At 63.8% G+C, this 14,240-nt stretch carries 10 protein-coding genes; 8 read left to right on the top strand and 2 right to left on the bottom strand.

Translation table 11 applies throughout. The features are described 5' to 3' along the window. Nucleotides 1–23 precede the first annotated feature (23 nt). From M0209_RS02710 to M0209_RS02735, 6 genes are all read left to right on the top strand, one after another. Complete coding sequence (locus tag M0209_RS02710) at nt 24–2,456, top strand: glycoside hydrolase family 3 protein (protein WP_258886766.1); 2,433 nt, start codon at nt 24–26, stop codon at nt 2,454–2,456. An 18-nt stretch (nt 2,457–2,474) separates the two neighbouring features. Further along, nucleotides 2,475–3,770, top strand: a complete 1,296-nt coding sequence (locus M0209_RS02715) for a sugar MFS transporter (RefSeq protein ID WP_258886767.1) — start codon at nt 2,475–2,477, stop codon at nt 3,768–3,770. A gap of 638 nt (nt 3,771–4,408) precedes the next feature. Beyond that, nucleotides 4,409–5,929 carry a GH39 family glycosyl hydrolase gene (locus M0209_RS02720; protein ID WP_258886768.1) on the top strand — a complete coding sequence of 507 codons (1,521 nt, stop codon included), beginning with the start codon at nt 4,409–4,411 and terminating at the stop codon, nt 5,927–5,929. 73 nt (nt 5,930–6,002) lie between these two features. Beyond that, nucleotides 6,003–6,329, top strand: a complete 327-nt coding sequence (locus M0209_RS02725; protein WP_258886769.1) for a hypothetical protein — start codon at nt 6,003–6,005, stop codon at nt 6,327–6,329. 30 nt (nt 6,330–6,359) lie between these two features. Further along, nucleotides 6,360–6,647, top strand: a complete 288-nt coding sequence (locus M0209_RS02730) for a hypothetical protein (protein ID WP_258886770.1) — start codon at nt 6,360–6,362, stop codon at nt 6,645–6,647. After that, nucleotides 6,644–9,127, top strand: a complete 2,484-nt coding sequence (locus M0209_RS02735) for a glycoside hydrolase family 2 TIM barrel-domain containing protein (RefSeq protein ID WP_258886771.1) — start codon at nt 6,644–6,646, stop codon at nt 9,125–9,127. The genes M0209_RS02730 and M0209_RS02735 overlap by 4 nt, the downstream gene beginning before the upstream one ends. 32 nt (nt 9,128–9,159) lie before the next feature. Here the strand turns inward: M0209_RS02735 and xylA are convergent, their stop codons facing one another. Then, on the bottom strand, nt 9,160–10,473 hold the full coding sequence (gene xylA, locus M0209_RS02740) for a xylose isomerase (RefSeq protein ID WP_258886772.1): 1,314 nt from the start codon (nt 10,471–10,473) through the stop codon (nt 9,160–9,162). An 11-nt stretch (nt 10,474–10,484) separates the two neighbouring features. Next, nucleotides 10,485–11,924 (bottom strand): xylulokinase, encoded by a 1,440-nt coding sequence (gene xylB, locus M0209_RS02745; protein WP_258886773.1) that lies wholly within the window; start codon nt 11,922–11,924, stop codon nt 10,485–10,487. 130 nt (nt 11,925–12,054) lie between these two features. Between xylB and M0209_RS02750 the strand changes: the two genes are divergently transcribed. Next, nucleotides 12,055–13,170 carry a Gfo/Idh/MocA family protein gene (locus M0209_RS02750; RefSeq protein WP_258886774.1) on the top strand — a complete coding sequence of 372 codons (1,116 nt, stop codon included), beginning with the start codon at nt 12,055–12,057 and terminating at the stop codon, nt 13,168–13,170. 13 nt (nt 13,171–13,183) lie between these two features. Then, the gene (locus tag M0209_RS02755; RefSeq protein WP_258886775.1) at nt 13,184–14,239 is read left to right on the top strand and encodes a sugar phosphate isomerase/epimerase; all 1,056 of its coding nucleotides are present in this window, start codon (nt 13,184–13,186) and stop codon (nt 14,237–14,239) included. The last annotated feature ends 1 nt before the right edge of the window (nt 14,240 follow it).

Consider the following 14,240-nt stretch of genomic DNA (forward strand, 5'->3'; position numbering starts at 1 on the left):
AAGAATGCGGGAAGAGGGTATCAATGATTGCCGCGCGCGCGCTGCTGGTCGCAGCTTTGTTTGTTTCGGGATGCTCTGCATCGATCCAGCAGAACCGGCCAGCTGCCGCGCCGACGCCGCCCGCTCAGGCAAACCCCGCCAACTGGCCGGCGGCGAAGAGCCCGGACGCTTTTTCTGATCCCAAAACCGAACAACGGATCGCAACGATCCTCGCGCGAATGACGCTCGAACAAAAAATCGGCCAGATGATCCAGGCCGATATTTCGGCCATCACGCCAAAAGACCTTGAAACCTATCCACTTGGTTCAATCCTCGCCGGGGGCAATTCCGGACCCTATGGCGACGAGCGTGCCAGCGGCGCGAAATGGGACCAAATGGTCAGCGAATACCGCGAGGCCTCACGCAAGAGCGGCGCGGGAATCCCGATAATTTTTGGTGTCGATGCCGTCCACGGCCATTCTAACCTGCCGGGCGCCACGATCTTCCCGCACAACATCGGGCTCGGTGCGGCGAATGACGATGGGCTCATTGAGCGGATCGGAGCCGCGACCGCTGCCGAGGTCGCGGGAAGCGGCATCGACTGGACTTTTGCGCCAACACTCGCTGTACCTCAGGATCTTCGCTGGGGACGCAGCTATGAAGGCTATGGTGCCGATCCGGCGCTGGTGGCCCGTTATGCCCGAGCAATGACGCGCGGCCTGCAAGGTGAACTCACTCGTGGCCAGTCCATGGGATCAAGCCATGTGGCTGCGACCGCAAAGCACTTCCTTGCCGATGGGGGAACGGCCGGTGGAAAAGATCAGGGTGACGCCGATATCTCTGAGAGCGAGCTCGTTGCGCGCCATGCGCAAGGGTATCCTGCCGCGATCGATGCGGGAGCCCTGACGGTGATGGCCAGCTTCTCAAGCTGGAATGGCGTCAAGAATCACGGCAATGCCAGTCTGCTGACCGACGTGCTGAAGGGCCGGATGGGTTTCGCCGGGCTCGTTGTTGGTGATTGGAACGGCCACGGACAGGTGCCGGGGTGCACCGTCACCGACTGCCCTGCAAGTTTCAGGGCCGGCCTCGATCTCGCCATGGCGCCTGACAGCTGGAAGGGCCTTTTTGCAGCCACACTTCGCGAAGCGCGCGACGGCTCGCTCCCCATGAGCCGGATTGACGATGCCGTGACGCGTATCCTGCGCGTCAAAGCCAAGCTTGGTTTGCTCGATACGGCCCCCGTTCGCCGCGGCGATCATGCCCAGATTGGTGCACCCGATCATCTTGCCCTTGCGCGGGAAGCGGCGGCAAAATCACTGGTTCTGCTCAAGAACAACGATGGGGTGCTTCCACTCCGCCCGGGCGCGAACGTCCTGATCACGGGGCCGGGAGCCGACAGCATGGCAATGCAGGCCGGCGGCTGGACGATTACGTGGCAGGGCACGGATACAACAGCTGCTGATTTTCCGAACGGCCAAACGATAGGCCGCGCGATTGCTGCCGCCGTTGGCGATGCTGGTGGCCATGCTGCCATTTCCGCCGATGGCAGCTGGTCGGTACGCCCGGACGTTGCGGTCGTGGTTTATGGCGAAACGCCCTATGCCGAATATCAGGGTGATGCTCCGGACCTGGCATTCCGTGCCAGCAAGGGCGAGCAGGACCTGATCTTGCGGCTCAAATCTCAGGGCATTCGCGTCGTCTCTGTCTTTCTCTCGGGCCGCCCGATGTTTACCGGCACGCAGATCAATGCATCTGATGCGTTTGTTGCCGCATGGCTGCCCGGTACGCAGGGCAATGGCGTCGCCGACGTTTTGGTTGCCCGCAGCAATGGCAAGACGGCGCGCGATTTTACCGGCCGCCTGCCGTTTCCTTGGCCGGCTGATGCGCTGTCGCCGGTCAAATCTCCCTTGTTTCCCATTGGGTATGGGCTGAACTATTCAAATGCTAAAAACATGGGGCCAGTCAACGAAGAGCCCAGGGTGGATCTCGTCGCGTCGGCGAGCGAAGATACCTACCTGACACGAGGGCAGGTGCCATCGCCCTGGCGCCTGGGCCTCGACAGCGCGGTAACGGCGCGCGCGCTAGACCTCACCGCGCAGGAGGATGCCCGTCAGTTCAACTGGGCCGATCACGGTTCGATTGCGATTGACGGTCCCGCAGTCAATCTCACGCGTCAGCTGGATGAGGGGTTTGTGCTTCGCATCGACTGGCGCATCGATGCTCTGCCCGCAGGGCCGCTTCTGGTCGGTTTGGGGGGGGCAAGTCTCGATCTCGCTTCGCAGCTGCAGACCAGTCCCCCGGGCACAAAGATTGAGACCCGCATTCCGTTGCGCTGTTTCAAGGAAGCAGGCGCAGATCTTCGCGCGGTCGGTACGCCTCTGCGCCTGACTGCCAACAAGGGCTTTGTTGCAACCCTGCGTGACATCCGCATCGAGCCAGTTGGCAGCGCGATTTCCTGCCCCACAAAAGCGCAATAGCCCCAAGGAGATCGAAGCATGGCAATCGGCGCCCCTGCCACCGGCAGTTCTGACAACGCCCAGGCGGCAGACGATGGCGGCCATATCGATGCGCCGCAGCTGCAGCTTTTCGTCATGGGCCTGTTCTTTATCTTCGGCGGGATCACCAGCCTGAATGACGTGATCATTCCCAAGCTGAAGGAGTTGTTCACGCTCAATTACACCCAGGCCATGCTCGTGCAATTCTGCTTCTTCACGGCCTATGCGCTTGTTGGGATTCCCGGCGCGCGGCTGATCAAGAGGATCGGCTATATGCGCGGCGCGGTCGCGGGCCTGCTGACGATGATGGTGGGTTGCCTGCTGTTTATTCCGGCCAGCCAGACCGCGACTTATGGCGTGTTCCTTCTCGCTCTGTTTGTCCTCGCCAGTGGAGTCGTAATCGTTCAGGTCGTTGCAAACCCGCTGATCTCGCTTCTCGGCAAACCAGCCACGGCACACAGCCGGCTGACGTTCGCCCAAGCCTTTAACTCGCTTGGCACGACGGTTTTTCCTTACTTCGGTTCGATCCTGATCCTCGGTGGCCTGGCAAAGGTGAGTGTCAACCAGCTTTCCGGTGCCGAGCTTGACGCCTACCGAACGGCGGAGAGCCAGGCGATCGTCATGGGCTATCTCGGTATCGCTGTGGCGCTTCTGCTTGTGGCAGGTGCCGTCTGGATGTTCCGCAATGCGCTGAAGGACGAACGGCACGCCCCGAGCACGGGCCTCGCCGGGCTCGATTTGCTGAAGCGACACCGGTTCGGTTTCGGTGCCCTGTGCATTTTCCTGTACGTGGGCGCGGAGGTTTCCATTGGCTCGCTGATCGTGAACTACCTCAAACAGGCGCACGTCATGGGGCTCGATGAGCAAGCAGCCGGCAAACTGATCGGGCTGTACTGGGGTGGGGCAATGGTTGGCCGATTCATCGGGTCGGCGGTTCTGCGCGTCGTAAGCCCCGGCAAAGTGCTCTCGGCTGTCGCGGTTGGCGCGATCACTCTTCTGGCGATCTCCACGCATACCAGCGGCACAACGGCGGGCTACAGCCTGTTGGCGATCGGGCTGATGAATGCGATCATGTTCCCCACGATTTTTTCGCTGGCGTGCGAGAAACTCGGGCCCCGCGCGGCAGACGGGTCTGGCATCATCAATGTGGCGATCTTTGGCGGAGCGGTCATTCCGCTGCTGACCGGCGCGATTGCCGACACGACCGGAAGCCTGGCAACCGCACTCGTGCTGCCAGCGCTTTGCTATGCTGTCATCGCAAGCTTTGGCTGGTATGCGCGTCGGCCCGCAGTTTAGTCTTAAGGCTGTCGGATGTTAACCTGAAAGCGGCCCAAGCCAGTTTGGTAAATGAACAGACGGCGCCTAATCGCTATCATGCGCGTTTAATGCTGGCCGTGGGCGACATTCGATTTGCAGCGTTGCGGGGACCAAAATCAGATGTCCGCTTTCGGTGTATATCAAACGAGTTTGAATGACCGGTTCTAGGGCGCGAAGCAAACGCGCACTGGAAGTCAAACTTACACATACTCTTACGCAGTTTTTACTTGCCGGCCATAATACATAACCTTATCAATGATTTATGGAAATCTCGCCCCACTCAAAATCCGGTTCCGCAAGGAGTGTGGGTTCGATTCCCACCGCCCGCACCAGGGTTGCCGACAAGTTGCCGATACAGCAAGCGGGAAGTCCTTGCCCGGTCGGGCAGCGAGCAAGCCGACATTCATTGGCACGACCAGCTCTGCAACATGGGTAGGCGTGCGGCCGCGGGCCAATTCGCGTCCGTGCCGCATCGCCGGGGCGGTGTCATGGTGGATATCCGGGTACGCAACATCGCCTCGCGATCAAAGCAATTGATGACACCAAGCCTGTTCGTGCATCGGTGACATGCGGGGCCGGGGGCATCGTCTATGCCCGTTCACCCGAATGGAGAGGCTATGGATCGCCGGAGCTTTCTTACCCGGGGCGCTACCCTGGCGACCGCAGCTGCGATACCGACGCGCGCGCTTGCCGAGGTGCAGACCGTCCGGGTTCGCGTCGATTTACGCAATACGGTGGGCGCGCTGCCGCATGTCTGGACCGAATGTGCGGGGTCCGACCGCGCGGCGATCACGATGCGCGAAAGCTGGCGCAAGGATCTCGATCGATGGAAGGCCGAAATCGGTCTCAAGCGCGTGCGGTTTCATGGCATCTTTTGCGACGAAATGGGTGTCTATGCGCCGAGCATCCTCAATCGCAGGGTCGCCAAGCCGAACTTCCGCAATGTGTTCGAGGTGTATGACGGGCTGCTGACGCGCGGCGTCGCGCCCTATGTCGAACTCAGTTTCATGCCGAAGGCACTCGCGTCAGCCGACACCGGTTTCGGTTTCTACAATGGCAATACCAGCCCGCCGACCTCGAACGAGGCCTGGGCCACCTTCGTCGCCGGGTTCGTGCGCGCGCTGATCGCGCGCTATGGCCTGGCGACCGTGCGCCAATGGCCGTTCGAGGTGTGGAACGAACCCGATCTGCGCTTTTTCTGGAGCGGCACGCAGCAGCAGTATTTCGACATGTACAAAGCGACGGCCGTGGCGATCAAGGCGATCGACCCGCAGCTGCAGGTCGGCGGTCCCGCCACGTCGCAAGCCGCGTGGATCGGCGATTTCGCGGCATGGACTGCCGCCAACAACGCACCGGTCGATTTCTTCGCCACGCACATCTACGCCTCGGACAATCAGGCCAAGGTGTTCGGACCCGGTACAAAGATGCTGCAGTCCGACGTGATTCCGGCCGCCATGAAAAAGGCACGGGGAGAGATCGACGCCTCGCCGCACAAGGGCAAGCCGCTGTACCTGTCCGAATGGTCGTCGGACAGCCCGGCCATGGTCGCCCATATCGTCAAGGGGTGCCTGCCGCATGTGCAGGGCATGTCGCACTGGGTGATGAGCGGTACCTATGAGGAACTCGGGGTGCGCGACCATATCCTGAACGAAGGCGGCATCGGTTACGCGCCGATGGTGCAGCAGATCGCGCTGCCGACCTTCAATGCGTTCAAGCTGATGCGCGCTTTGGGCACGCAGCAGCTGGCAGCGGACGGACCTGCGCTGGCATCGAGCCACGCGAACGGTTCGACCGCGACACTGGTCTGGAATCTCGCCGAGGTTTCACAGCCGTCGGGCGTTCCGGTTCCGGGCGCGGCGCGCAAGCAGGTCGGCGACGCCAGACGCCTGCATGTGCACTTCGACGGGGCTAAAGCCGGGGCGGTCGCAAAGGTTCGCTACGTCGATCAGGAGCGCGGATCGCCCATGCCGGCCTGGCGCAAGATGGGGTCGCCGCAATATCCAACATCGGCGCAGCTCGTGGCGCTGCGCAAGGCGGCCGAGATTGCGCCGCCCGTGTCGATGAGGCTGGGCGCCGATCGGGATCTCGTGCTCGATCTGCCGCCCGAGGGACTCGCGTTGATCGAGCTTGCGGCTTGACTCACGGCAGAACTTCGGTTCATGGAGAGATAGTTCAAGATATGAACTTAAAAACGGAAGAGGATGGTTCGAGATGACGCGCAAGATGTTCGCAATTGCCCTGTTCGCTGCCGCGCTTTCGCCGGTAGCTGTCGCTGCACAGACTGCGCCGGCACCGACCGCGCCCGCTGCAAAAGCTGCCTACAATACGACGGACACGGACATCGGCACGTTGCTCGACGATCCTGCCGCCAAAGCCATTCTTGAAAAGCATATGCCGGGGTTCACGGCCAACCCGCAGATCGACATGGCGCGCAGCATGACGCTGAAGGCGATCCAGGCCTATGCCGCCGACAAGATCACCGACGAGGCGCTTGCCAAGATCGACGCCGATCTCGCGAAACTCCCCGCCGGGAAGTAATTTTGTGCTTCGAGGTTGGGGAAACTGACTATGGATGCGCCGCTCTACCCGCCCGCAACCGCCTATGTGCAACCGGTCCGTGTTCACCGCCCGCTCGATACCAAGGATACGGCTATCGCCGACCTGATGGCGATCCCCGAGGCATGGGCGATCGTCCTGAAGGAAATCCCCAATATGCAGCAGCGCATCGGCAACGAGCAGTTGAAACCGCATCTCGGCAATTTCTCGTTCCGGTCGCTCACCCAGTTCGGCGTGGTGAAGGCCGCGGACCTCGACCGCATCGACGCGCAGTTGAAGGCGCTGGGGTCGGCAAGATGACCGGCAATGAATTCTGCACGGATCGGCGCGAAGCCATGGCGATTACGGCCGGAGCTGCGGCGCTGACCCTCGCCATGGGAACGTCGGCCCTGGCTGCCGATCCCGTTTCATCGCTGCGTGTCGGGCGCGATCAGCCGTTCGACAACGACTGGCGGTTCTTCCGTGGCGCGGGCGAAGGCTATGAGCAGCCCGTCTTCGACGACAGTAGCTGGCGCAGTGTCGACCTTCCGCACGACTGGAGCATTGAAGACGCGCCCGGCGGCACCGCCGGCCCGTTCGACAAGAAGTCGAAGGGCGGCACCGCGACCGGTTTCACCGTCGGCGGGGTAGGGTGGTACCGGCGCCGCTTCCGCACCGACGGCCTGCCCCGCGATACGCGGGTCGAGGTGCTGTTCGACGGCATCTATCTCGACAGCGACATCTGGCTGAACGGGCAGCGCCTCGGCAGCAACGTCCACGGCTATATGCCGTTCGCCTTCGACCTGACGCCGTTCCTTGATCGCGGCGGCGACAATGTGCTTGCCGTGCGGGTCCGCAATCTCGGTCGCAACAGCCGGTGGTATGGCGGCTCGGGGCTCTACCGGCAGGTCAAGCTGGACGTCGTTCCAGCGGGCGCGCGAATTGCCCGGTGGGGCGTCGGGGGGTGGACGCGCAAGATCGACAGCGCGGGTGCCGCAATCGATGTCACGACCCGGATCGAGAGTGCCGATGCCGCGCTCGAACTGGTCACACGATTGCGCGATGCGAAAGGCGTTGTGGTCGCCGAAACAACGTCGCCTGTGGCGGCCGAAGTCAAGCAGGCGCTCGTCGTGCGCGCGCCCCGCCTCTGGTCCCCTGACAGTCCGCTTCTCCATAGCCTCGAAACCGAATTGCAGCGGGGCGGTGTGGTCGTCGACCGCATGGTCCAGCCGTTCGGAATCCGTATCGTCACGATGGACCCGCAGCGGGGCCTCGCCATCAATGGCAAAGCGATGAAGCTTCGCGGCGGTTGTATCCATCACGATAACGGCTTGCTCGGCGCGTGCGCCTTTGCCGATGCCGACGACCGCCGCGTCCGGCTGCTGAAGGCGCGCGGCTACAATGCCATCCGCAGTTCGCACAATCCGGCGTCGCGGACATTGCGCGACGCCTGCGACCGGCTTGGCATGCTCCTGATCGAGGAAGCTTTCGACGTCTGGCATTCGGCCAAGGAGCCGCAGGATTTTTCGACCCGCTTCAAGGATCACTGGGCCGAAGTCGTGTCGGCAATGGTGCTCAGCGCACGCAACAGCCCCAGCGTCATCATGTGGAGCATCGGCAACGAAATCCCCTATCGCACCACCGACGAAGGGCTCGAATGGTCGTGGAAACTCGCCAATGCGGTCAAGCGGATCGACCCGACGCGCCCGGTGACGGCGGGCCTCAACGGTGTGCTTGGTGCGCCGATGATCGCGGATGAGGCGAGTGCGCGGCGCGGTCGCGGGGGCAAGGTCGACAATGCCTCGACGATCTTCCTCGATGTCCCCGGCTATAACTACCGGCTCGAGGATATCGAAGCCGAACATGCCGGCCATCCCGAACGCGTCGTCTATGCGTCCGAGACGTTCGCCAAGGAAGTGTTCGACTATGCCGAACTGACCGAGCGGGTGCCGTATTTCCTCGGGGAGTTCGTGTGGACGGCGATGGATTACGTCGGCGAAGCGGGTATCGGAATTGCGACGCATCTGAAGGCCGGCGCATTTCCATTCTACATCGCCGGATATCCCTGGGTGAATGCATATTGCGGCGACATCGACCTGATCGGACACCAGAAAGCTGCGTCGCGCGCGCGCGATGTCGCCTGGGGGCTGAGTCCGCTCGAATTCGCGGTGCAGCGGCCGGTGCCTGAAGGAAAGGTCGAATTCATCGCACCCTGGGGCTGGTCCGACGAACTGCAGAGCTGGAGCTGGACGGGATCGGAGGGCAAGCCGCTTCTCGTACGGCTCTATTCGCGCGGAGACCGGGTCGAGCTGTTGCTGAACGGCAAGCAGGTCGGTTCGAAAGACCTGAAGCCTGCCGACAAATCGAAGGCGGAATTCAGCGTTGCTTATGCGCCCGGCACGCTGTCAGCCGTCGCCTATCGGGACGGCACGGTCATCGGACGCCGGACCCTGGAGACGGTCTCGGCACCCGCCAGGCTGCGGGCGACGGCGGAACAGCCCAAAGGCAAAGGCGCACGCCAGTCGCTCCATTATGTCGCCATCGACATCGTCGACGCGCAGGGACGGATCGTTCCCGACGAGAAGCGCAAGCTGAACGTGACGGTCGACGGACCCGCCGACCTGATCGGCTTTGGCAGCGCCAACCCGCTCGCGGTCGGCTCGTTCCAGTCGCGCGAGGCCGAAAGTTTCCAAGGCCGCGCGATGGCGATCCTGCGCAGTCGCGGCGCGCCGGGAACCGTGCGGATCGAGGTGCGGGCCGACGGCCTGCAGGGTGCAGCGGCTACCGTGCGACTGGTTTGACCGGCACGATTTTTCCCTGACGGCGATGCTGTTCAGAACCGGTTGATCTGGTTCTCGCACCATTCCTGACGACCCGATTTGCGTACCGGCGCGAGGTCGCGATCGATCGCGATGTCGGCGATCTGCGCGAGCGTTGCGCCCGGTGCGTGGATCGACCGGCCGAGCGCGCCCTGCCAGTCGGCATAGCGTTCGGCACGAAAACTATCGAGCCTGCCGTCCCCGATGATCGCCTCGGCCGTGATTAGGGCATGCGCGATCGTATCGATCCCGCCGATATGGCCGTGGAACAGGTCAACCGCGTCGATCGACTGGCGGCGGACCTTGGCATCGAAGTTGAAGCCGCCGGTCGTGAACCCGCCCGCGCGGATCAACTCCAATACCGCCAGCGTCAATTCCTCGACCGAATTGGGAAACTGGTCGGTATCCCAACCATTCTGGTGGTCGCCGCGGTTGGCGTCGATCGAGCCGAAGATGCCGAGCGCGCGCGCCATGGCCAGTTCGTGTTCGAAAGTGTGGCCGGACAAGGTCGCGTGGTTGGCCTCGATGTTGACCTTGACCTCGTCCTCGAGACCGAAGCGCTTCAGAAAGCCGTAAACCGTCTGTGTGTCGAAATCATATTGGTGCTTGGTCGGCTCATGCGGTTTCGGTTCGATCAGGATCGTGCCGGTAAAGCCGATCCGGTGCTTGTGATCGACGACGAGACTGAGGAAACGGCCGAAATTATCGAGCTCGGTCCCGACCTCGGTGTTGAGGATCGTGTCATAGCCCTCGCGTCCGCCCCACAGCACATAGTTCGCGCCGCCAAGCCGGTGCGTCGCTTCGAGTGCATCGCGCACCTGGCTCGCCGCCCATGCCCAGACTTCCGGGTCGGGATTGGTCGCGGCTCCCGCCATGTAGCGCGGGTGGCTGAACAGGTTTGCGGTGCCCCAGAGCAGCTTGCGGCCATGCTGGTGCTGGAGCGCTTCGAGATGATCGACGGCTTCGGCAAAGCTCTTGCGGAACGCGCCTATCCCCTCGGCATCGGCCATGACATCCACATCGTGGAAGCAGTAGAAGGGCACGTCGAGTTTCTCGACGAAGGCGAGTGCCGCCTCGCGTTTGGCCCTGGCGGCCGACGCGTCATTGGCACCTGCGTGCCACGGTCGCGAGAAGGTGCCTGCGCCGAACACATCGCTGCCCGGCCAACAAAACGTATGCCACATGCACACAGCGAAGCGCAGATGGTCCTCCATCCGCTTGCCGAGCACGATGCGGTCCTTGTCGTACCAGCGATAGGCCAGGTCGTTGACGGTGTCGGCCCCTTCGTAGCGGACCGGCGCAAATTCGGCGAAGTAATCGGCAGACATCGGGAGTCCTTTCAGATCGATTTCAGGGCGGGATAGGCGGCGCGGAACCGCTCGAGTCGAGGGGCGAGGCGGTCGGCGAGTTCGGCTTCGGGTTCGATGACGGCGCGGACCGGCGGGCGCGTGCAGACATCGGCGATGGTCGCGCCGGTCGCCCCGATCTGCGCGAGCCGTGCGGCCCCCAGCGCGGGGCCGACTTCGCCACCGTCGAGATAGGTCAGCCGCGCGTCGAGCGCCGCCGCGATCACGCGTCCCCAATGCTGCGAGCGCGCACCGCCGCCGACAACCGCCAGCGTTTCGACCATGGTTCCCGCCTCGCGCAAGGCGGCAAGGCCGTCGGCATGCGCGAAGGCGACGCCCTCAAGAACGGCGGCAGCAATGCGCCCCGCGTCGGAATCGTTATCGAGCCCGAGCAACATGCCACGTACATGCGGATCGTTGTGCGGCGTCCGCTCGCCCGACAGATAGGGCAGGAAGAGTTCGTCCCCGGTCCCGGTGCCGACCTGCTCGGCGAGCGCGAACATGCGCGCGACATCGACTCCGCAGAGCCGCGCGGCCCAGTCGACACAGCTTGCGGCGGACAGGTGGACGCTCATCTGATGCCACATGTCCGGGAGGCAGTGACAGAACGCGTGGACAGCGCGCGCCGGATTGGGTCTGAACGCGCGCGTCGCGACGAAGATGACGCCCGATGTACCGAGCGACAGCAGCGCGTCGCCGTCGTCGACGACACCGACGCCTGCAGCCGCGGCAGCGTTGTCGCCGCCGCCCGCGACGACCGGCACGCGCGCCATGCCCCAGCGTTCGGCCACCGCGGGTCGGAGGTGCCCGGTAACGGCGCTGCCTTCGTGGAGCGACGGCATCTGCCCTTCGTCCAGATGACATGCCGCCAGCATCGCGTCGCTCCAGCTACGCTTGCCTGTGTCGAGCCAGAGCGTGCCTGCGCTGTCGGCCAGGTCCGAAGCCTTGTCGCCGGTGAGCGCCAGGCGGACATAGTCCTTGGGCAGCAGAACTGTGCGCACCGCGTCGAACACGCGGGGTTCATGCTTCCTGACCCAGAGCAGCTTGGGCGCGGTGAAGCCGGGCATCGCGATGTTGCCCGTGATCGCGCGCGATTCGGGCACGGTGGCTTCCAGCTCGCCGCATTCGCCGAAGCTGCGGCCGTCGTTCCACAGGATCGCCGGGCGCAGCGGGCGGTCGTCCGCGCCGAGCAGGGTCGCGCCGTGCATCTGGCCCGCAAGTCCGATTGCCTGCACCTTCGCGCGGATCGCGGATGGCAGTTCGAGCACCGCTGCCTCGGTCGCCGCGACCCAGTCGTCCGCGTCCTGTTCGGACCACAAGGGGTGAGGGCGCGCCACCGAGAGGGGTGATGTCGCCTGCGCGCGCAAGCTGCCGTCGGGTGCGACCGCGACGACTTTGACGCCCGACGTGCCGACATCGATCCCCAGGTACATGTGCTTCCTCTCCCGGAACCGGCGGCCGCCACTGGCGGGCCTGATGCCTTTTCGGTTGTGGCGCAACTTGACACTGCGCTCTCCATCAAACTAGAACGATCATTATAAACATGCAAATCCGGAGAGGGCGATGCGGCGATTGCGGATGGGGATGATCGGCGGTGGACCGGGGTCGTTTATCGGCCCTGTCCATCGGATCGCCGCCGAAATGGATCGCGAGATCGAGCTGGTTGCCGGCTGCTTTTCGAGCGCTGCCGGGCGCAGCCGCGAGGCCGGCGAAAGTTACCGCATCGACCCGGCGCGCGCCTATGCCGATCTCGATACCCTGTTCGCGCGCGAGCGCGACCGCAGCGATGCGATCGACTTCGTTGCGATCGTCACGCCCAATCATCATCATCTGCCCGCCGCACGCGCCGCGCTTGCCGCCGGAGTTCCGGTCATCAGCGACAAGCCCGCGACCGCGACCCTGGCAGAGGCGCACGAGCTGGCCGCGCTGGTCGCGTCATCGGCGTTGCCCTATGCGCTGACGCACACCTATTCGGGCTATCCGCTGGTCCGCGAGGCCCGCGCCCGGGTGGCGGCTGGCGCGCTCGGGACGATCAGGAAAGTCGTCGTCGAATATCCGCAAGGCTGGCTGGCAGGGGCGGCGACCGGCAAGCAGGCCGAATGGCGGATCGACCCCGCGCGCTCGGGGCCCGGCGGCTGCATCGGCGACATCGGCACGCACGCATTCCAGCTGGCCGAATTCGTGTCGGGACTACAGGTCACCGAGATCCTGGCCGATCTCGCCGCCGTCGTCCCGGGTCGACCGGTCGACGACGATTGCACCGTGCTGCTCCGCTTCGAAAACGGCGCACGCGGCGTCCTGCTCGCCAGCCAGATCGAGGTCGGCGAGATGAACGGCCTGCGTATCCGGCTCTATGGTGAAAAGGGCGGGCTGATTTGGAAGCAGGAAACGCCCAACACGCTGATGCTTCACACGCTCGACGGGCGCACCGAGATCATCCATGCCGGGGGCGCGCAACTGGGCCCCGACGCGGTGTCGCGGACCCGCACGCCGACCGGGCATCCCGAGGGCTATCTCGAAGCCTTTGCCAATCTCTACCGCGATTTCGCCGCCGTCCTGCGCGGCGAGCCGGCTCCATTGCTGCCGGGAATCGCGGATGCCCTGCGCGGCATGACGTTCGTCGATACTGCCGTGACCGCCAGCCGCACGCGTGCCGGCTGGGTTCCGCTGACCGTTTGAAAGGACCGACCTGATGAAGACGATCAAGGGACCGGGGATTTTCCTCGCACAGTTCGCGGGGAGCGATGCGCCGTTCGACCGGCTCGACACCATCGCCGACTGGGCGGCGGGGCATGGCTACAAGGGTATCCAGATCCCCAGCTGGGAGGCGGGCCTGTTCGACCTTGCCAAAGCTGCCGAGAGCCAGACCTATTGCGATGAGATTACGGGCATGCTCGCCGACAAGGGGCTCGCGGTCTCCGAACTGTCGACGCATTTGCAGGGGCAGCTGGTCGCGGTTCACCCGGCCTATGATGCCCAGTTCGACGGTTTCGCGCCGACGCAGGTCCACAATAATCCGGCGGCGCGGCAATCCTGGGCGGTCGAGCAGATGACACTCGCCGCACAGGCCAGCCGACGTCTTGGCCTCAATGCCCATGCCAGCTTTCCGGGGGCGCTGGCCTGGCCCTATTTCTACCCATGGCCCGCGCGGCCTGCGGGGCTGGTCGAAGACGCCTTCGACGAACTCGCGCGGCGGTGGAAGCCGATCCTCGACGTGTTCGACGAAAACGGCGTCGACGTGGCGTATGAGATTCACCCGGGCGAGGATTTGCACGACGGTGTGACATTCGAGATGTTTCTCGACCGCGTCGGCGGCCATCCCCGCGCAAATATCCTCTACGACCCCAGCCATTTTGTGCTGCAACAGCTCGACTATCTGGCGTTCATCGACATCTACAAGGACCGCATCAAATGCTTCCATGTGAAGGATGCCGAGTTCAGGCCGAGCGGGCGCTCGGGTGTCTATGGTGGCTACCAGTCCTGGGTTGACCGGCCCGGCCGGTTCCGCAGCCTCGGCGACGGGCAGGTCGATTTCCCCGCGATCTTTTCGAAGATGGCGGCCAATGATTTCGCCGGCTGGGCGGTACTCGAGTGGGAATGTGCCCTGAAACATCCCGAACAGGGTGCCGCCGAGGGGGCGCCGTTCATCGACCGCCACATCATCCGCGTCACCGAACGCGCCTTCGACGATTTCGCCGCGGGCGGAGCGGACCGCGAACTCAACAAGCGGCTGATGGGGATCGGGTAAG

This window comes from Sphingomonas sp. SUN039 (genome assembly GCF_024758725.1).
Lineage (GTDB): Bacteria > Pseudomonadota > Alphaproteobacteria > Sphingomonadales > Sphingomonadaceae > Sphingomonas_O.

Excerpts from the sequence above, each read along its gene's own strand:
- M0209_RS02710 (WP_258886766.1), top strand. The coding sequence starts at position 24 with ATGATTGCCGCGCGCGCGCTGCTGGTCGCAGCTTTGTTTGTTTCGGGA.
- M0209_RS02715 (WP_258886767.1), top strand. The coding sequence starts at position 2,475 with ATGGCAATCGGCGCCCCTGCCACCGGCAGTTCTGACAACGCCCAGGCG.
- M0209_RS02720 (WP_258886768.1), top strand. The coding sequence starts at position 4,409 with ATGGATCGCCGGAGCTTTCTTACCCGGGGCGCTACCCTGGCGACCGCA.
- M0209_RS02725 (WP_258886769.1), top strand. The coding sequence starts at position 6,003 with ATGACGCGCAAGATGTTCGCAATTGCCCTGTTCGCTGCCGCGCTTTCG.
- M0209_RS02730 (WP_258886770.1), top strand. The coding sequence starts at position 6,360 with ATGGATGCGCCGCTCTACCCGCCCGCAACCGCCTATGTGCAACCGGTC.
- M0209_RS02735 (WP_258886771.1), top strand. The coding sequence starts at position 6,644 with ATGACCGGCAATGAATTCTGCACGGATCGGCGCGAAGCCATGGCGATT.
- xylA (WP_258886772.1), bottom strand. The coding sequence starts at position 10,473 with ATGTCTGCCGATTACTTCGCCGAATTTGCGCCGGTCCGCTACGAAGGG.
- xylB (WP_258886773.1), bottom strand. The coding sequence starts at position 11,924 with ATGTACCTGGGGATCGATGTCGGCACGTCGGGCGTCAAAGTCGTCGCG.
- M0209_RS02750 (WP_258886774.1), top strand. The coding sequence starts at position 12,055 with ATGCGGCGATTGCGGATGGGGATGATCGGCGGTGGACCGGGGTCGTTT.
- M0209_RS02755 (WP_258886775.1), top strand. The coding sequence starts at position 13,184 with ATGAAGACGATCAAGGGACCGGGGATTTTCCTCGCACAGTTCGCGGGG.